Annotated in this window: 14 protein-coding genes; 7 read left to right on the forward strand and 7 right to left on the reverse strand. The window is 67.9% G+C overall.

The features are described 5' to 3' along the window. The first annotated feature begins 136 nt into the window (after nt 1-136). Nucleotides 137-1,567, forward strand: a complete 1,431-nt coding sequence (locus V6U86_RS00410; protein WP_334497096.1) for a sugar porter family MFS transporter — start codon at nt 137-139, stop codon at nt 1,565-1,567. 209 nt (nt 1,568-1,776) lie between these two features. Here the strand turns inward: V6U86_RS00410 and V6U86_RS00415 are convergent, their stop codons facing one another. Further along, the gene (locus V6U86_RS00415; RefSeq protein ID WP_334497098.1) at nt 1,777-4,047 is read right to left on the reverse strand and encodes a glycoside hydrolase family 44 protein; all 2,271 of its coding nucleotides are present in this window, start codon (nt 4,045-4,047) and stop codon (nt 1,777-1,779) included. 237 nt (nt 4,048-4,284) lie between these two features. Here V6U86_RS00415 and V6U86_RS00420 point away from each other — a divergent pair, with 237 nt between their 5' ends. From V6U86_RS00420 to V6U86_RS00435, 4 genes are all read left to right on the forward strand, one after another. After that, nucleotides 4,285-4,659: a carboxymuconolactone decarboxylase family protein gene (locus V6U86_RS00420; RefSeq protein ID WP_334497100.1), complete on the forward strand. Its 375-nt coding sequence runs from the start codon at nt 4,285-4,287 to the stop codon at nt 4,657-4,659. A gap of 81 nt (nt 4,660-4,740) precedes the next feature. Next, nucleotides 4,741-5,529 (forward strand): arsenate reductase/protein-tyrosine-phosphatase family protein, encoded by a 789-nt coding sequence (locus V6U86_RS00425; protein ID WP_334497843.1) that lies wholly within the window; start codon nt 4,741-4,743, stop codon nt 5,527-5,529. After that, the gene (locus tag V6U86_RS00430) at nt 5,526-5,921 is read left to right on the forward strand and encodes a VOC family protein (protein ID WP_334497102.1); all 396 of its coding nucleotides are present in this window, start codon (nt 5,526-5,528) and stop codon (nt 5,919-5,921) included. The genes V6U86_RS00425 and V6U86_RS00430 overlap by 4 nt, the downstream gene beginning before the upstream one ends. Nucleotides 5,922-6,496: 575 nt before the next feature. Further along, nucleotides 6,497-8,059 carry a family 43 glycosylhydrolase gene (locus V6U86_RS00435; protein ID WP_334497104.1) on the forward strand — a complete coding sequence of 521 codons (1,563 nt, stop codon included), beginning with the start codon at nt 6,497-6,499 and terminating at the stop codon, nt 8,057-8,059. An 86-nt stretch (nt 8,060-8,145) separates the two neighbouring features. On the opposite strand, the gene V6U86_RS00440 is transcribed toward V6U86_RS00435, so the two are convergent. Together V6U86_RS00440 and V6U86_RS00445 are read right to left on the reverse strand one after the other, a co-directional pair. After that, nucleotides 8,146-11,115: an immunoglobulin-like domain-containing protein gene (locus V6U86_RS00440; RefSeq protein ID WP_334497106.1), complete on the reverse strand. Its 2,970-nt coding sequence runs from the start codon at nt 11,113-11,115 to the stop codon at nt 8,146-8,148. A 77-nt stretch (nt 11,116-11,192) separates the two neighbouring features. Beyond that, nucleotides 11,193-12,560 carry an FAD-binding oxidoreductase gene (locus V6U86_RS00445; protein WP_334497107.1) on the reverse strand — a complete coding sequence of 456 codons (1,368 nt, stop codon included), beginning with the start codon at nt 12,558-12,560 and terminating at the stop codon, nt 11,193-11,195. Nucleotides 12,561-12,607: 47 nt separating this feature from the next. On the opposite strand from V6U86_RS00445, the gene pdxR reads away from it, so the two are divergent. Together pdxR and rsgA are read left to right on the forward strand one after the other, a co-directional pair. Next, entirely contained in the window at nt 12,608-14,050 is a 1,443-nt protein-coding gene (gene pdxR, locus V6U86_RS00450) for a MocR-like pyridoxine biosynthesis transcription factor PdxR (RefSeq protein WP_334497109.1), read from the forward strand. 109 nt (nt 14,051-14,159) lie between these two features. After that, nucleotides 14,160-15,263, forward strand: a complete 1,104-nt coding sequence (gene rsgA / locus V6U86_RS00455) for a ribosome small subunit-dependent GTPase A (protein WP_334497111.1) — start codon at nt 14,160-14,162, stop codon at nt 15,261-15,263. Between the two features lie 104 nt (nt 15,264-15,367). Here the strand turns inward: rsgA and V6U86_RS00460 are convergent, their stop codons facing one another. Genes V6U86_RS00460 through V6U86_RS00475 form a run of 4 tightly spaced genes read right to left on the reverse strand, consistent with a single transcriptional unit; the run spans nt 15,368 to nt 18,492 of the window. Continuing rightward, the gene (locus V6U86_RS00460) at nt 15,368-16,579 is read right to left on the reverse strand and encodes a cytochrome P450 (protein WP_334497112.1); all 1,212 of its coding nucleotides are present in this window, start codon (nt 16,577-16,579) and stop codon (nt 15,368-15,370) included. Beyond that, a complete protein-coding gene (locus V6U86_RS00465; protein WP_334497114.1) occupies nt 16,576-17,463 on the reverse strand; it encodes a diiron oxygenase in 888 nt (295 codons plus the stop codon). The genes V6U86_RS00460 and V6U86_RS00465 overlap by 4 nt, the downstream gene beginning before the upstream one ends. Before the next feature lie 34 nt (nt 17,464-17,497). Then, nucleotides 17,498-18,229, reverse strand: coding sequence for a hypothetical protein (locus V6U86_RS00470; protein WP_334497116.1), 732 nt, complete (start codon nt 18,227-18,229; stop codon nt 17,498-17,500). After that, nucleotides 18,226-18,492 (reverse strand): hypothetical protein, encoded by a 267-nt coding sequence (locus V6U86_RS00475; protein ID WP_334497118.1) that lies wholly within the window; start codon nt 18,490-18,492, stop codon nt 18,226-18,228. The genes V6U86_RS00470 and V6U86_RS00475 overlap by 4 nt, the downstream gene beginning before the upstream one ends. Nucleotides 18,493-19,007 lie beyond the last annotated feature (515 nt).

Here is a 19,007-nt window from a genome sequence, read left to right on the forward strand (position 1 = left end):
CGACAGCGGACCGTTGGGTCCCAGCGCGTCCTGCGCCGTCTGCCCGACGTGGTCGAGCGTCCGCGCTAGCGGCCCCTGTCACGGACAGCTCCGGAAATTAGGACAAACGCCGCACCGCTGCGGCACGATGAACCGCATGGATCCGCCCCGTGTCACCCCCGACGACAACGCCTCCCACCCGTTAGCCAGAAGCCCAGGTGGGGCTGTTCTGATCGCCGCGGCCGCAGCCGTCGGCGGCTTCCTCTTCGGCTACGACACCGCCGTGGTGAATGGTGCGGTTGACGCGATCAAGGCCGAGTTTCACCTCTCGGCATTGGTGCTGGGCACCGCGGTATCGGCAGCGCTGCTCGGCGGTGCGGTCGGCGCGTGGTTCGGCGGTCTGCTGGCTGATCGGATCGGTCGGGTCCGGGTCATGCTGATTACGGCGATCATGTTCGCGGTCAGCGCCGTGGGCTCGGCGCTCGCCATAGGCCCCATCAGCTTGACCGCCTGGCGGGCCGTCGCCGGAATGGCCGTCGGCGCTGCCAGCGTCGTCGTCCCCGCCTACATCGCCGAGATCTCTCCTGCCGGCAAGAGAGGACGATTGGGCTCCCTGCAACAACTGGCCATTGTGATTGGAATCTGTGCCGCTCTGCTGATGGACTACGCCTTGGCCGCCTTGGCGGGTGGTGCCAGCAGCGACGTGCCGTGGGGCGGGGCAGCGTGGCGGTGGATGTTGGCCTCCGCCGTGGTTCCCGCGGCGCTCTACTGCCTACTGGCGCTGCGGATCCCCGAGTCGCCGCGTTACCTGGTCCGACGCCACCGCGACGAGCAAGCACGTGAGGTGCTGCAGCGGTACGTCGGCGACGGCGAGCGCCTCGAGGAGATCAGACGTTCGCTCGCCGGCACCAAGCAGAACATCGATCTCGCTGACCTCCGTGGCCGTTCTGCTGTGGACCGACGCTTCGGGCTGCTGCCGATCGTCTGGATCGGCATCATTCTCGCGGCCCTGCAGCAGTTGGTCGGCATCAACGTGATCTTCTACTACTCCACCACACTCTGGCGGGCCGTCGGCTTTGCCGAGAACGATGCCCTCCTGACGAGCGTCATCACCAGCCTGGTCAATCTCGCCGGCACCTTTGTGGCGATCGCCCTCATCGACCGGGTCGGCCGCAAGCCGTTGCTGAGGACCGGCGCTGCGGGCATGGCGCTGACTCTGGCTGTCCTCGTCTGGTGCTTCAGCCGCGCCACCGGGACGGGGGAGAACCTCAGCCTTCCGTCCGGCGTGAATGTCGTCGCGCTCATCGCGGCCAACCTCTACGTCCTGTCGTTCGCGGCGAGCTGGGGGCCGACGCTCTGGGTGCTGCTCGGCGAGATGTTCAACAACCAGATCCGCGTCACCGCCGTTGCGGTCGCCGGGGCAGCACAGTGGATCGCCAACTGGCTGGTCACTATCTCCTTCCCGAGCCTCGCTGACGTCAGCCTGCCCCTCACGTACGGCATATTCACCGGATTCGCGGTCCTCGCCTTCGTCTTCGTCCAGCGCTTTCTCCCCGAAACGAAGGGACGAGAACTGGAAGCGATGTAGTTCATCCCTGGTCGTTGCTCTGGGGGGAGAGGAACTACATGCCCCGGGGCGAGCCAGTGGTAGTCGCTGCGGTCCATGCTCGGTTTCTGAGCCGTCCTGTGGCGGGATTGGCCCGGACCGCTGCTCGAGAGCCAGGGGTCCGGGGTGCCGCGCACCCCGGACCCTGCGGCCTGCTCCGCCGGTGTGCGACGGAGCGGGGGTCTCTCAGGTCACCCGCAGCGTTGACCGTTGAGGGTGAAGGCGGTTGGTGCCGGATTGGTGCCGCTCCACGTACCGTTGAAGCCAATGCTGGTGGACGCCCCGGGGGCGAGTTTGCCGTTCCAACTCATGCTGTCCGCCGTGACGCTCGTACCGTTCTGTTTCCAGGTGGCCGACCAGCCCTGGTCGACCTTCTGGCCGGCGGTGGGGAAGTCGAAGCCGAGTTTCCAGCCGTCGATCGCGGTGGTGCCGGTGTTCTTGATCGTCACGGTCGCGGTGAAGCCGCCCGGCCAACTGTTCGCCGTGTAGCCGACCGTGCAGCCGCCGGTCGGGGCGGCGGGCGCGGTCCGCACGGTCAGACCGGACGAGGCCGCCGAGACGTTGCCCGCCGCGTCGCGGGCGGTCACCACGAAGGTGTACGGGGTGTCCGGCGTCAGCCCGGTCACGGTGTACGTGGTGCCGGTGGCGCTGCCCACCTTCACGGTGCCGGTGGTGTCGACCCGGTGCACGTCGTAGCCGGTGACGGCGGTGTCGTCGGTGGACGGCGTCCAGGCCAGCGCGACGCTGTCGCCGGTGATCGTGCCGGCGGTCGGCTTGCCCGGAGCGGTCGGCGCCTGGGTGTCGCCGGGCGTGGTGCCGCGCGGCAGCACCAGGTGGGTGATCGAATTGGCCGGGAAGGTGGCCGTGAGGCCGCCGGCGGTCACCGGAAGGTCTGCCTCCCGGACCACGCCGGCGAGGTCCGCCCCGCTGTAACGGTAGACCTCGGCGGTGCTGGCGGAGGCGCCGGTGAGGGTGACCGGGCTGGTCAGGTCGTCGCCGGTCTTGTTGACGACGACCAGGGTGAGCGCCTTGTCGGCGCTGCGCTCGGCGGCGTACACGGCCAGTTTTCCCTGGTCGGTGCTTGTCGCCTGGACGGAGGTCTCACCGAACGCGCCGCCCTTGCCGTCGTAGTTGCGGTAGATGCGGAAGGCGTTGGCCACCGGCTGGTCGGCCTTGGGTGCGGTCCAGAGGGTGGCCAGGTCGAGCCCTTCGCGGCCGAAGATGCCGAGTACGTCAGCCTGGGCGAGCGCGCCGTTGAGCGAACCGAAGCCGCCCCAGTTGTATTCGGTCATTGCGACCTTGGTGCCCGGGTAGTGCTGGTCGACCAGCTCCCGCAGCCGCGGGATGAACCGGACCGGACTGTTGATCCAGCTCTCGTCCACGTAGGTCGGGTCCCACAGCTGGCGGGTCGAGCGCAGCCGCAGCGCCTGGGTGTTGGCATCGCCGGCCGCGTCGCCGAGCACGCCGGACTGCTGCGGGTAGAGGTGGACGTCGAAGTAGTCGAGGATGCGGGTGCCGTGCTGCTGCTCGTACTCGCGCATCCGGTCGAGATACCACGGGCCGAGGTCCTGGCCGCCGTGCGCGGCCTTGTCCGGTGGATTCGACCAGCAGCCGGTGCGCGAGCAGGTGTCCTGGTCGAGGCCCGAATAGAAGATCGAGTTCAGGCCCCAGCCGACGGGACCGAGCGTCTTCGCCCCGGGGTCGGCGGCCTTGATCGCGGCGGCGTACTCGTAGGTGCGGTCGCGTAGCTCGTCGTAGCCCAGCCCGGTCGGGCGGACGTCGCGGTGGGTGGCGTGCCACAGGTCCGGCTCGTTGTCCAGGTTGTAGAACTGGACTCCGCCGTCGGCAGCAGCGCCGAACTGCCCCTTGAGGTGGTTGACGAAATCGGTGGCGTACTGCGGACCGACGGCGACGCTGGTGTCCTTCGGATCGTTGCCGGTGACCGGGGACCCGTCCGGCTTCATGCCGTTGCCACAGTCCGGTGCCCAGGTGTCGGTCGACTGCTGCGGGCCGTACTTGGCGACGCTGAAGCCACACGCCCGCGACCGGTCCTTGGCGATCCAGCCGAGCATCGGCATCGTCATGACCGTGGCGGCGCCGGTGGCCTTGTTCTGCTGCACGAACCGGTCGCTCTCAGAGCCCTCGGGGAGGTCGCCCGGACTCGGGTTGTCATTGGGGATGTTCTCGAAGTACCAGTCCGACGCGCGGTTGGTGGTGTCGGCGCGGAAGTTGTAGCGGGTGGTGGCGTTGCCGCCGTAACGGTGCACCGGCAGCCGCAGGTCGCGGGCGAGGGCCTCGTCAGCGAAGTTCATGCCGTAGACGTACGGGCTGATCTGGTGTCGGGCGGCGGTGGTGTTGACGGCCAGCGCCGGGCCGTCTGCGGCAAGGGCGGGTTCCGGTAGGGCCATGCCACCGAGGGCCGTGGCGAGCACGACCGGGAGTAGAGCTGTGATGGGTCGCACGAGCTTTCCTTTCGAATAGAAGCTCGACGATGGGAGCGCTTCCACAGGATTGCGCTTTCCTGACTCCGAGTCAACGCCCGGACGTCCCCACCACCGGTGTTGTCGTTGTGACCTACGGGAGGTCATCGCTTGGATACCAGGATCCAGAACGTCCGGCTGAACGCCAGGTCAAACGAGCAACTGATGGCTCTGGCAAACGCAGGGGCCGCAGCTTTCGGCCATACCGCCACTCTCCAGGTGGAACAGGCCCTGGCCCAGCTCCTGCGGTTGCGCGTCGCACAGATCAACAATTGCAGCTACTGCCTTCTGGTGCACCACGCCGCTGCCCGCACCGCCGACATCCCGCCGTCCAAGGTCGAGACCCTCACCGCGTGGTGGGAGACCCACCTGTTCACCGAGAGGGAGCGAGCCGCGCTCGCCTACACCGAGGCGTTGACCCGTGCCGCCGACGCCACTGTCAACAGCCGGGTCCAGGAGGCACACGACAGGATGGCCACGCACTTCACGGAGGGCGAGATCCTGGAGATCGTGGGCGTTGTGATCAACATGAACATCTGGACACGACTCAAGCTCGCCGAGGGCGCCATGCCCACGACGGCGCCGCCCGTGTGACCTGCTATTCGTCGGGGGCGCCAATTCCATCAAACCCACTTGATGCATCGGCCCTGCTTGATGTACCTTCCGGTCGTGGTGATGTCGAGTCAAGCCGCCCCGGCGTTCGTACGTCTCGCCGCCCATCCGCTGCGGTGGAGGCTGCTGACCGAGCTCGCCGCCAGCGACTACCGGGTCCGGGAGCTGGTGACGCTCGTGGACGAGCCACAGAACCTGGTCTCCTACCACCTGCGGCTCCTGCGCGACGGCGGACTGGTCACCACCACACGCAGCAGCTTCGACGGCCGCGACAGCTACTACCACCTGGACCTGGACCGCTGCGCCGGGGCGCTGACCGAAACCGGCGCCGCGCTGCACCCGGCGCTGCGCCGGGAACCCCTCGTGCCGCGCGCCCCACACGTGGACCTGCGGCGCGCACCCCGCCTCGGCGTGCTGTTCGTCTGCACCGGCAACAGCGCCCGTTCACCGATCGCCGAGGCCCTGCTCCGGCATCACACCAATGGTCACGTCAGGGTGGCCAGTGCCGGCGGCCGGCCCAAACCCCACCTGCACCCCAACGCCGTACGGGTGGTGAGCGAGGAATTCAGCCTCGACATCACTGACCAGCGCCCCCGGCACTGGGACACGCTGACCGGTCGCCGGTTCGACTACGTCGTCAGTCTGTGCGACAAGGCCCGCGAGGCATGCCCCGACTTCCCGGAACACCCCCGCAGAGTGCACTGGAGCATCCCCGACCCCGCTGCCGGCGGCGACACCGACCAGGCCAGCTATCCCGCCTTTCAGCGCACCGCGGCCGACATCGACAGTCGCGTCAGACACCTGCTGTCCGCCCTCGACGCCACCCGAACCCAAGGGGAGATACCGCCATGACAGTGCCTGATGAGCAGGCCAGCGTCCGCTACCTCGTCGATGACGTCCAAGCAGCCATCGACTTCTACACCACCCACCTCGGCTTCACTCTGAACACCAACGCCGTGCCCGCCTTCGCCGACGTCGTGCGCGGCCCACTGCGGCTGTTGCTGTCGGGGCCGGCCAGCTCGGGCGCCCGTGCCACCCCCGACGACGCCACGGACGCCGGACGCAACCGCATCCACCTCACCGTCGACGATCTGGATGCTGAAGTCGACCGGCTACGCCGCGCCGGGGTGTCGTTCCGCAGTGATGTGATCGCTGGCCCCGGCGGACGCCAGATCCTGCTCGCCGACCCCGCCGCAAACCTCATCGAACTGTTCCAACCCGCCCATCGTCCGGACGCACCCTGACCTCATCGGAATCGGCGGTGATGCTCGCGCTCGTTGGCTTACCCTCGCGCTTCCGTTGGCGCATCACAACAGCCCAACACCATGATCAGCACAGGTCCCGTGGGCATTGACGCTCTTGACACGCTCCAGATTGCACCGTTAACATCGTCGCAACATTGTTAGCGTTAACAGCCGTCGATCGCTGGTCCCGCCGGACGGGACGGAACCGATAGACGTGTGCGCTGGAAGCCCAGCTGGTCGAGCGGACAAGCTTTCCCCCACTCTTCGTCCCCCTTCGAAGGGTGCCTCACACCAGCAATCGACGACGCTAGGCCGGTTATCCGGAAGTCGGGCACTGGCGCCCATTGTTAGCGCTATCACGACCAGACGGAAGGTGGGACCTGATGGTTATCGAGAGGACTGCCGGCAGCCGACGTCGAGGTTTAGCGGCTATTGGCCTCGCCCTGCTGATAGGAATGGGGCTGGGTCAACTGACACCTATCGTGCCGGCCTCGGCGGAGAAGCCCGCGCCGCCCGCGCCGCCGGGCCCCGGAGCTCAAACCCCGTCCGCCAAGGTGCCACTGGCCGGTGTCGACATGGCCCAGACCTATGTGAACCCGATCAACCTGCCGGGGATGGCCGTGCGCAACATCGTGGGGACGATGCCGCCCACGGATGCGAATGTCGCAAACACTTCGCAGATCCCGGCCAGCCTGAACCTGGAGACGTGGACGGCAGCGTCCGGGCGGACTCTGGCGAGCCGATCCACAGTCGGTTTTACCAGGATCTCGGAGAACTCCGCCCGGACCGGGGCGGACTGGTCCGCGCTGAACGTCGACGGGACCATCTATCTCTACGCGTCAGGCGCCATGCAGAACGCACCGAACAACAATCGCACCGTCTGGTCCACCACCGACTACCTCACGTGGACGCCCCACCAGATGAACCTGGGTCTGGTCGCGCCAACCGCCGTACAGCTCGGCGACAAGTTCTACATGGCTGGCAACAACACGCCGGTCTATCAAGCGGACTCGCCCACCGGCCCGTGGACCAGCATGGGGAATTTCCTGCGCCCGAACGGCCAGACCCTGAGCGTTGGCGACGTGCAGTTCTTCCCGGACACCGATGGTCGACTGTATTTGACGTACAACATCGGCTCGCCGATCATGGGCGCCGAACTCGACCCGAACAATCCCCGGCAGCTCATCAGCGACCCGGTCGTGCTCTGGACTTTTGACCCGCGTCAGGAGTGGCAGCACATCGGGGACAACAAGGCGACCTACACGCACGGGTACGTGGAGGGTTCGCAGCTGTTCAAGGTGGGAAACACGTACTACCTCTCGGTCGCGTCCGGCGGCACGGAGTTCACCACGTACGCGACCGGCGTGATGACCTCGGACAAGCCGCTCTCCGGGTTCAAGGTCACGCAGCAGAACCCGATCGGGTACGGAAACAACCACCCGAGTGCGGTATATCCGAACGCCGGGCACGGCAGTTTCGTGCTCGACAAGTCCGGCAACCTGGTGTTCTTCTACACCTATGTCATCGCGTACGAGGAGTTCTTCGAGCGGCGACTGGGCATGGACATCTGCAACGTGACGCCCGCCGGTCCGAAACGGGGAACAATCGACTGCGAGTTGTCCAACACCCCGCAACTGGCCCCCGGAAAGAAGATCTCGGGCCGGGACGATGTCGGACTCTACAATGTGGCCACCAACAGCCAGGCGTACTGGGCAAGCAGCTATGCGCCCGGGCGCAACCCGTACTACGGAGGGGACCGGTCCCTATCCACGTGGTGGGAGCCGGCCGACAGCGATACCGCGCCCACGTACATCAGGGGCTTCGGGACCGTCTTCCACATCTCCGCCGCTCAGATCCAGTGGAAGGAGCTCGGGCGCACGTTCACCAAGGACAACGCCGTGCAGTACACGCTGGAGTACAAGGACATCCCCACCAACACGTGGCGGCCCCTGGTCGACAGGAGCACGAACACCACCGCGTACACGGCTGACTACGTCACCTTCGACCGGGTGCTGACGAACGCCGTGCGGCTGAAGGTCCTGGGGACGACCGAGACCGTCAAGGTCGGCGTCCACGAGCTCAACGTGTTCGGGGAGAACTACAACCTGGCCGTCGAGAAGGGCATGATCACTCAGTAGTGCCGGTTGCGGGGCCGTACCGTCAAGAGCGGGCGAGATCACCGGATCTCGCCCGCTCTTGCTTGCGGTCAAGCGACTCCGGGTGCCTATCTCTGCTTGCGTACCGTCAACGTCTGGTAGTTGGCGGCGTGGGGCTGGTAGGTCGGGTTGCCAGAGTAGGCGACGTGTACCCGGTAGTTCCCGGGCTGCAGGTCGGCGGTCGGCAGGTCGACGACGGCCTTACCGTCGGCTAGTGCCACCACCTGCACCGCGCCACCGAAGGTGACGGTGACCTCGCCGGTCGGGGTCGGAGAGTGGTGCTTCGGCCCGCCAGCCGGCCCAACAGTCACGTTCAGTCTGAACGTGTCCCCGCGGACGACCGACGCCGGCGCGGCCTTGGCGTGGACCTTGACGGCGAGCGGGCCGGAGGGCACCTCGAACGACGCCGTACCCTCCGACGCCGTCAGGTAGTCGAAGCCGAGGTACTCGGCCTTGACCGTTCGGGCACCCGCGGGCAGACCCGTCGGCAACGTGACCGTGGCCGCGCCGTCGCTCACTTGGGCGAGCTTCGACCATGAGCCGATGCTGACCCGCACCTGACCGCCGGTTTCGAACCCGTCGGCCGCCCTGACTGTCACGGTGGCCGTGGTCGTCTGGGCCCCGCTCGCGTACGGCTCGACAGCCACCTCGGTGGTGGTCGCGACGTCGCTGTTCGGGATCTCGCGGATGTCGTTCCACTCGCGCACGGTCAGCGGGATCACGGTGCCGTGACGCGGACGGACGACACCCGCGTTGGTCATCGTGATGGCCTTGGCGTTCCAGGTCGGCGCCTCGATGTTCTCGTGGCACGCGGCCTGGTAACCACCACCGTTGGTGTACCGGTCACCCCAGAGGTAGAGCTGGCCGGGGCAGGAGGTGTCACCGGGGTTGGCCTTGAAGATGACCGGTCCCTCGTACCCCTGGTTGGCGACCCACGTCGTGCGCCCCAGAGCCGGCGCGACCAACGTCCAGTTGTCGATGTCGCTGTCCAGGAAGTCGGTGTGCTTCTCCGAGAAGATGTCCGAGCCCTGGTTGCCGGCCTCGTTCTTGGTCACCCGGTAGTAGTGGTCCCCGACCCGGATCGCGGTCGTGTCGATCCGCGACAGCGGGGCTGGATTCTGCCAGACCTGGGGAGCGGAGAACGTCTGGAAGTCCCGGGTCGTGGCGTACCACATCTGCGCGTTCCCCTGACCTGTGCGGTTCACGGGGTTGCTCCACAGCGACTGGGCCCAGAACACGACGTAGGCGCCGATCTCCTCGACCCACAGCGACTCAGGGGCGAAGGCGTTGCCGGCGTTGTCGGGCGCGACCTTCACGTGCCGCTGAGGGGTCCAGTGCACAAGGTCGTGTGACTCGAACACCTCGATGTACTGGGTGTCGTTGATGGCGTAGCCACCCTGGTCGTACCAGTTCAGGTCGGTGGCGATCATGTAGAACGTGTCGCCGTCGGGTGAGCGGACGATGTGCGGGTCACGAAGCCCCTGGTCGCCCAGCTGGGAGATGAGTGACGGCCGGCCCCCGGTCAGACCGGTCCAGTCCAGAGCGGTGTTTCCGTTGGACGTCGCGAACATGATCTGCTCGCCGTCGGCGATCCCCTCGCCCTTGAAGTACCCCATGAAGTACCGCTCGTACTCTTCGGTTCGCGGCATGGCGATGATCTTCACCGGGAACGACTTCGTCTGCGAGGCCGTGCCCTTGGTGACGGTCGCCGTCAGGGTGGCGGCAACATTCTCATGGCCGAAGGCCGGGCGGGTGACCTCACCCGTCGGGGTGACGAGGTCGGTTGTCGACCTCCAGGTGATCGTGGACCCGAACGCGCCCTTGGCAGCGAGGTCGAGGTTTCCGCGTACGTCGTTGGTGGTGTTCAGGGTCAGGTCGAAGGTGTCACGGTCGACCGCCTGCGCATCGTCGAACTCGGCCTTCACCACGACGGGAATCTCCCGCGTGCTGACCTCCTGGGCGCCCTTGCGGACAGTCGCGGTGAGCGTGGCTGTCGCGTCGGGCTGCCCCTGCGCGGGCCGGGTGATCCTGCCGGTCATCGCGACCTTGCGTGCGCTGGCGACGGCGGGCGGGGTGTAGACCGCGACGACCGACGGGTCGGAGCTCGTCCAGGTGATGGCCGAGCCCGCTACGGAGCCCGCCTTGGGCAGGGTGATGTCACTGACGACCGCACTGGTCAGACCGAGGTCGATGGCGGCGGCGTCGGCGCGGACGCCACTGGCGACGGTCTTCTCCGCCAGGGCGAGTGTCTCGTCGAGACTCACTGCCCGGTCGTACACGCGGAAGTCTCGCAGCGTGCCGCGGAACGAGTAGTGGCCCGACGTCTGCGAGCGACCGAGGAAGTTGCAGTTGGTCCCCGCAGCGTTCACCGACGGTGGCGTGGTCAGGTTCGTCGACGTCGCGTGCAGCACGCCGTCGAGGTAGAGCGTGCCGGTCCAGCTCGTACCGTTCGAGTTCAGTGCCTGGGTGTAGGTGACATGCGTCCACGCCCCCTCCAGCAGGCGGACCCGGTTCTGTTGGAGGTTCGCCGTGCCCACCGCGACGCGGAACCGCTGGGTGTTCGACGCGAAGAGGGAGCCCTCGGCGCCGGAGTCGACGTCGCACGAGCCGGACTTGCGGCCAAAACTCCACATCTGGTGCTCGCCGACGTTCGCCGGGTCGATCCACACGTCATAGTCGACGGTGAGGTTCGACATGCCGGCGGTGATGTCGTTCGGCAGCGCCACGTATGCGCCGTCGAGGGCACTCTCGTAGGAGTCGGGGTTGAACCTGAGTCCGTCGCCGGTCAGGGTCGCCTTCTCGGGATGCACAAGTGTGGCGTTCGCCGCCGAGCCCGCGCTACCTGAGTTGACCAACGTCGTCCCGCTGGTCTCGTCGAGGGCGAAGTGGTGCACCAGACTCTCGTCGAGCTGCTCCTCGGCAGCGTTCGCGGGCACCCCCGCGAACGAGGCCGAGAGCAGCGCACCCAGTGCCAGGACCGCGACACCTCTACCCTTCCGACTCAACCCGAGACGTGGCCTTCGCTGTCGCAGTCTCAATTGATCCTCCTTGAGCGGGACGGGCTCCCTCTGGAGTGGACGAGGGTTGTTAACGCTAACTACGCTGTGCTGCCGGGTCAACGCAGTACGTCGTGGCCCGAGGTCGGCCGGATGTTGTGGTTGAGGTGGAACACGTTGTCCGGGTCCCAGATCGTCTTGAGGGCGGTGAGCCTGGCGAGCTTGGCCGCCGGGTATGCGCGGCGTACCCCGCATTGCCCCTCGTCGGCGGCGAGGGAGTTGACGTAGACGCCGTCGGCGTACGGGTCGAGTGCCGCTCCTGCACTGCGAGCCGCTGCCATCCAGCTGTCGTCTTCGGATGGCTCGGTCCAGCGGGAGCCGGCGCCGAACTCGAACGCGGTACCGCGGTGACTGAACGCGGCATCGGCATCCGCGACGTCAGCGATCGCGCCACCGTGCGCCTGCAGGCCTGCGCCGGGCAGGTAGGCGTCGGCGTGCAGGTCTGCCGCGCCGCGCAACAGGAACGCCTCGATCGCGGCGGTGGGAAACTGCCGCAGGTAGTGCGCACTGGAGTACCGGCGGTAGGCGTGCCCGCCGACCGTGTCGTCGCGTTCCTGCAGTTCCAGGTAGGACGGGGTGGTGACCCGCTCAGCGAGCGGCCGCCCGAGCGCGCGCATCGCCGGCAGCAACCGGCGACCCTGTACCGGGTCGCCGACCCATACGAAGCCGACGGTGGCGATTGGGCCGCTGGCCGTGCTGTGGACATCAGCGGTGAAGGTCGCATGCCGTGGCGCGACGGTGTTGAGGTCCCGCCAGCCTTCGAGCACCGGCACGGCGTCCTCGGCGCGGAAGTCGAACTCGGCCACCAGGGTCTGCGTTCCGGTGTGGTGCAGCTGAAAGTCGAAGTCGGTGACGATGCCGAAGTTGCCGCCCCCGCCGCGCAGGCCCCAGTAGAGGTCGGGGTTTGCGGCTCGGCTCGCGGTAACGACCTCGCCGTCCGCGGTGACCATCGTGTAGGAAACGACGTTGTCACAGGCCAAACCGTGTTGGCGGGCGAGCCAGCCCATGCCACCGCCGAGGGTCAGGCCGGCGACCCCGGTGTGCGAGACGTTGCCGGCAGTCGTGGCGAGGCCGTATGGCTGCGACGCCCGGTCGAGTACGCCGAGCAGCGCGCCACCCTGGACCCGGGCGCGTCGCCGGATCGGGTCGACCCGAACGTCGTTCAACCGGGTCAGGTCGATCATGAGGCCGTTCGCGGGGACGGCGAGGCCGGCCACGTTGTGCCCGCCGCAGCGTACGCCGATCTCCAGGTCTCGCTCGCGGGCCAGGCGCACCGCGGCCACCACGTCGGTGACGCTCGCGGCCTGCACGATCATCCGGGGGTGCCGGTCAATCATGGCGTTCCAGACGGTGCGGGCCGCGTGGTAACCCGGATCACCCGGGGTGAGGACGCGGCCGTCGAAGCGGGGACTGGTCGTTGTCGTCATACGTCCGAGCCTGACGGAAATCGGTATACCGGATAAGGTCCGATTCCATGGTGCGAAGCAGGACCAATTCGAGCACGGCGGAGGATCTGCTCATCCATGTCGACCGATCTGTTGCCGAACCGCTGCACCGGCAGATCGCCGCCTCGATCCGGGGCAGCATCCGGGCCGGCCGGTTGCGTCTCGGGACGTCCCTGCCGCCCACCCGCACCATCGCAGCCGATCTGGGAGTCTCACGCGGCGTCGTCGTCGAGGCCTACCAGCAACTCGTCGCCGAGGGTTACCTCACCAGTCGGGCGGGCGGGTACACCCAGGTCGCAGTCGAGCCGGTCGCACCGTCGGCGGCTCGGAGCGGCGAGGGTCGGCCGACGGCCCGGATCGACTTCGGGTACGGCCGCACCGACGTGTCGTCATTCCCACGGGCCGCCTGGCTGCGTTCGGTGCGAACGGTCCTCACCACCACGCCAAACGAACGCTTCGCCTACCTCGACGGGCGTGGCGTACCCGAACTGCACGCCGCCCTGACCGACTATCTCAGCCGGGTCCGCGGCACATCGGCCCATCCGGAGAACGTCGTGATCTGCAGTGGCTACGGCCAGGGCGTCGCGCTGATACTCCAGGTGCTCGCGGCGCGCGGCGCCCGCAGTTTGGCCGTCGAGGACCCGTCCGCAGACGACGACGCCCGCCTCGTCGCGGCCGGCGTCGGCCTGGACGTGATCGGCGTCCCGGTCGGGCCAGACGGTATTTCCGTCGATGAACTGGAACAGACCGACGCGGACGCCGTCGTGCTCACGCCCTCACACCAGTGGCCCACCGGCGGCGTCCTGTCGGCCACCGCGCGGGCCCGGGTCATCGCCTGGGCGCAGCGTCGCGGCGCCGTGGTGATCGAGGACGACTACGACGCGGAGTACCGCTACGACCGCTCGCCTGTCGGCGCCATGCAGGGGCTGGCACCCGACACCGTCGTCTACTGCGGCACAGCGAGCAAGACCCTGGCGCCGGGGCTGCGCCTGGGATGGCTGCTCGCGCCGTCACACCTGGTCGACGAGATCACGGCGGCCAAGGTACGGGCCGACCGCGGCTCTCCCGTCATCGACCAACTGACCTTCGCCGACTTCCTCAGCCGTGGCGAGTTCGACAGGCACGTACGGCGCATGCGCCCGGTCTACCGCCGCCGCCGCGACGCACTTCTGGCCGCGCTGCACGCACGGCTGCCCGAACTGGAACCGGTCGGTGTCGCGGCGGGCCAACACGTCGTCACCTGGCTCCCGCACGACCTCGACGAGGCCCCGGTCGTGGCCGCCGCCGCCCGGCGCGGACTGGTCGTGCAGGGCGTCTCCCGGTACCGCCTGAACCCTGCCGGGCTCGGCGGCCTGATCTTCGGCTACGCCACCCTCACCGAACGCTCCATCACCGACGGAGTGGAAACCCTTGCCGACTCGATAGCAGAGGTCCGTGGCCCGGGGCTCGGCGTGCTGAACCATTCGCGCTGATCGGTCTGCCGCCCGCAGGGGGCCTGCGCTACGCTGGCCGACGCGAGACCGGCGTAAGGCGTCCGTTTCGGAGCGCCGGCCATCGCCATCCGCCGTGAAAGGCCGACGCGTGTCATCGTACGAAGATCTCACCGCCCAGCGGATCGACCACCCGCTCACCGTCCTCGGCTGGACCGCGGAGCTGGAGGCGGAATTCGCGTCGCTCGCCGAGGCCGGGCTCGTTCCGGGCCGCGTGGCGCGGGTCGACCTGGGCCGCTGCGACGTCGTCATCGCAGACGCCTCGGGCGTCGGCCTCCGGACCATCCGGGCCGAGACCGCGCCGGTCCTGGACCCGGACCCGGTCAACTGCCCCTGCACCGGCGACTGGGCTGCGGTCGACCTCGGCGCGTCGGGCATGGCCTCGCTCGCCGCGCTGCTGCCGCGCAGCACCGCCGTCGTCCGGAACAGCGCCGGGGCGGGCTCGGACGGGCAGGTGCTCGCCGTCAACGTCGACGCCGTACTGATCGTTGCCTCGCTCGCCGCGAAACCGGATCTCGGCCGCATCGAGCGCTTCCTGGCCCTGGCCTGGGAGAGCGGGGCGCAGCCGATCGTCGTGCTGACCAAGGCGGACGTCACCCACGCTCAGGGGCACATCGACGACGTGGAGGCCGTCGCGCCGGGTGCGGCGGTCCTCGTGGTCAGCGCGGTCAGCGGGGAAGGCATGGACGTCCTCCGGGCGTGCCTGCCCGCGACCACCGCGCTGATCGGCCCGTCCGGCGCGGGGAAGTCGACCCTGACCAACGCCTTGGCCGGTGCCGAGGTGATGGCCGTGGGGGAGACCCGGGACCGGGACGAAAAGGGCCGGCACACCACCACGACCCGCGAGCTGATCCCCCTTCCGGGCGGCGGCGTTCTCATCGACACACCAGGTCTGCGGGGCGTCGGCCTGTACGGCGGCGACGGCGTGGAGCGGGCGTTCTCGGACATCGAAGAACTCGCCGCCGACTGCCGGTTCCACGACTGCGCGCACGACGCCGAGCCGGGCTGCGCGGTGAAGGACGCCATCGAGGAAGGCGTGCTCCCCGCACGGCGGCTGGTGAGCTACAACAAACTGCTGCGCGAGAACGAGCGGATAGCGGCCCGCACTGACGCCCGGCTCGCCGCCGAGCGGGTACGTCAGGGGAAGCACCAGTGGAAGCTCATGATGGCGGAGTCGAACAAACCGCGGCCCTGATACCGCATGTTCGAGGAACTGTCGCCGGCCGGCGGGAACCACGACCGACGACGCGTGCAGCGCCGCCGGACGATGCCGGCGGCGCTTCACCACCTGAGCGGGGATCAGTTCCAGGACGCGAGCACCGCCGCCGGCCCGCGGTACCACCATCCGCGATACGTGGGGACGGCGTGCGGCCGCACGGCCGGATCCGACGCCACGGCCAGGACCATCGCGTCCGCGAGGCGGCGGCTGAGCGCCGCGCCGATGCAGCCGTGCATGCCGGCCCCGAACGACAGGTGGGCCCGGTCGCCCCGGTCCGCCACGAACGTGTCACCGTCCGGCCAGCGCTGCGGATCCCGGTTGGCGCTGGACAACACCCCGATGACCCGGGTGCCGCGCGGGATCGCGACGCCGGAGAGCTCGGTGTCGACGCGCGCCTCGCGGGTGATGCCGCCGATCGGCGACTCCCAGCGCAACGCCTCGTCCACGAAGCTCTGCCGCAGGGCCGCCGAGTCGACCAGACGGCCGCGTAGCTCACTGTCGGCCGCGAGGACACACGCCAGGACCGTGCTCAGGCCCTCCCGCGGTCCGGCGTCCGCTCCAATGATCATGAATTCGATCATCCGGCGTGTCTCGTCCAGCGAGCTCGACGCCTTCGCCAGGCAACCCAGCACCGTGTCCGGACGCGCGCGCCGCTTGCCGGTGACGTACTCCGCGACCATCGCCGCGATCTCGGCCCGGACGCCGTCGACGTCGTCACGGGCTGCGCCGAACTCGTGGAAGTCGAAGGCGCCCTTGCTCACCAGCGGGCCCCAGCGGTCCATCTGCGCCGGCGTCACGGACTCCTCGCAGCCGAGCAGGTTGATGGTGGCCTGGGCGACCAGCGGAATGCAGAACTCCCTCGCCAGATCGCACGGCGTGCCGTTCCTCGGCGATCCGCGCAGCTCCGCGTAGCGCCTGTCGACCTCGGCCGGCAGTCGGGGGTCGGCGGCCCGGAACGCGGGCAGGACCACCGACCGTGCCGCGTGGTGCTCCTGCCCCTCGCTGTGGAGCATGTTCGGCCCGACGAACCGGGTCAGGAAGCTGTCCGGCTGGTCCGACCGGAACAGCTCCGACCTTGAGATCACGGTCTGCACGTCGGCCCAGCGCAGCACGAGCAGCGCTTCGAGCTCGGCGCACACCGCCACCGGGCTCTCGTCCCGCAGGCGCCGCAGCACCGCGTTCGTGTCGGTCTCGAGGTCGGCGAGGGTGACCTGCGCCAGCGCGTACCGTTCGCCCAGCCGGTCCCGGATTTCGGCGAAGGGCGCCGCCGTCCTCTCCTGGGACGCGGTCACAGGCCGGGAATCGTGTTATCGGTGAAGATCCCCTGCTTGACGAAGAAGCCCATCGGCTTGCGTACCGCGAGCCGCACCGCGGCCTTGCGTCCGGGGTGGGCGAGTACTCGGCTGCGCAGCCCCGCGATGTGGCCCAGCCCGGCATCCCGGTAGACCACCGAGCTGCAGAAGGAGTTCAGGATCACGGCGATGTAGTCCTTGAGGTAGGACTCGACCTCGCCCCGCTGCTGCTCGGTCATCGCCGGACGGACCCGCTCGTAGAGCATGCCCACCAGCTCGCGGCCGAACGCGATGTGCCGGGACTCGTCGCGGTGGTGGACCCGGTTGATCTCGCGGATGGTGTCGTGCAGCAGCGCGTCGTTCGCCATGGTGACGTTGTAGTGGTCCACCAGCTCCTCGAAGAGCAGGATCCGGCTGAACACCAGGAAGTTGGCGAGGTCCGTGGCCTGCTCGGACTCGCCCTTGAGCCGGAGCGTCGAGTACAGCTTCCCGCCGTAACGCAGGCAGAACTCGGCGAAGAACCACATGTGCTCGTTCTCTTCGCCGATGAAGTGGTGGAAGAACTCCGACGCGTCTTCGAACCCGCGGGTGTGGATCCGGTCGACGACCTCGGTGAGCAGCTCGCGGATGCCGTGCACGTTCATGCTGTAGAAGTTGATGCTCTCCCACTTGCTGAGCGCCATCTTCTGGGCCTCGGTGAGCTCGGACTCGAGCTCGGTGCCGTGGATGCTCAGCAGCGACGGCGACATCCAGTAGGCCTCCTGGGGCAGGGAGTCCGGCCAGTCGAAGTGGGTGTACGGGTTGTAGTGGTCGGTGACGGACTTCTCGGTCAGCCGCCGGAGCACTGCGGTGAAGCGGTCCGGCGACTCGGTCGTGGTGGTCATCTGGCGTCTGTCTCCTTGCCTACACCGACTCGTGTCAGCTGCGGGTCAGCGTGTCGACCCAGCGTTCCAAACCGAATGCGACGCAGCCGGTGAAGGCGTGCGTGCCGTCTGCGAGCGTGATCTCGCAGCGTTCACCAAAGAAGTTGCGGTGCGAGTTCACCGAAGCGATGGCCAGGCCGCTGGAGTCGGTGAACTCCTGCTTCGTGGGGAAAAGCTTCTGGTGCAGCAGCCGTTGATCGTCTTTTTTGAAGAACGGATCGGCCGCGACGAGGAATTCTCCCGAGGCGCCGAGCGACGCGGCGATGGCGCGGATCGCCTCCCGACCCTCGTCCAGGAATTCCTGGACCTCGACCCGGCCGCCGATCATCACCACCTCCCGCATCTGGAACTCCCGCTGCCGACGCAGCGGCGTGTACGCGACCTCCCGTCGCCGGCACGTCTGCCGCACGGTGAGCAGTGTGCGGTTGTCGACGGTGGAGCCGACGCGGGAGAAGTAGGCGCCGTAGCACGCCGCGGAGGTGAGCACGAGGTCGTCGTCGGGCTCGTCGAGCCACGGCGTGACCCGGTGCGCGAGCTGCGGAAAGCTGTCGAAGTAGTCGATGCGGGACAGGTCCTCGACGGTCAGCAGTTCGGCATGGCGTTCGGCGGGTGCGCCGATCCGGTTGGCCCACTCCAGGACCTGCGCGTCCACCGACTCGACGATCCGGAACTGCTCGGCCGACAACGAGGTCAGTCCCCGTCCGGCGACCGTCTGCCCGGACGTCACTGTGTCACCTGCGGGGCGGGCGCGTCCGAGCCGAAGAAGATCTCCACGAGACCGTCGATGGTCCGGAGTTTGGCGATCGGGACCGCGTCGAGATCGGGCTCGCAGCCCGATGCGTCGATCAGGTTCTGCATGAGCGTGATGAACGCCAGCGAATTGATCAGTCGGGAATCAATCAGATCAACGTCGGCCGGAAGTGTCAGAAGATCCTCGTGGAATGTGGACAGCGCTTGTCGTACTTGCGCTTCCCCGTTGCCATTACTCATCGACAAATGGGTCCCTGCCTGGATTGCCTTGTGGGCGCGGAAATATGTCAACGTGCTCAAGCCGGTTGATACACGACATGCCCCGGATACTGCCGCGGGCTTCGTGGCGATAAGAGCGGCTTCCCATCGGCGTCGCCGGGCCTCATGGTCCCGCTGCACGCAGCAGCCACCAGCGATCGTCCTCCCCCGTTTGAAGAACAAACTTGCGGCAAGGAGCGTATGTCAATGTCTGTCAAAAATGAAGACCTACGTCCCGACGATGACGGGCCGACGTCGTCGGGTCCAATATGGGCGCAATCCTGAGCCAAATGGTCATAGCGCAGTGTGATCAAGCTGCGCTGACCTGCGTCTATTAACGTCTGGCGCGGCCAGGTCATCGGTGGGGTCCGAGGTATCGGCGGGAGTCTCCCCCGATGAACCGCCTTCACATCTGACAGACATTGACATACGCTCGTTGCCGCATGTTTGTTCCAAACGGGGGGACGATGGCTGGTGGCTGCTGCGCGCAGTGAAAC

The organism is Micromonospora sp. CPCC 205558 (genome assembly GCF_036902955.1).
Taxonomy (GTDB): Bacteria; Actinomycetota; Actinomycetes; order Mycobacteriales; family Micromonosporaceae; genus Micromonospora.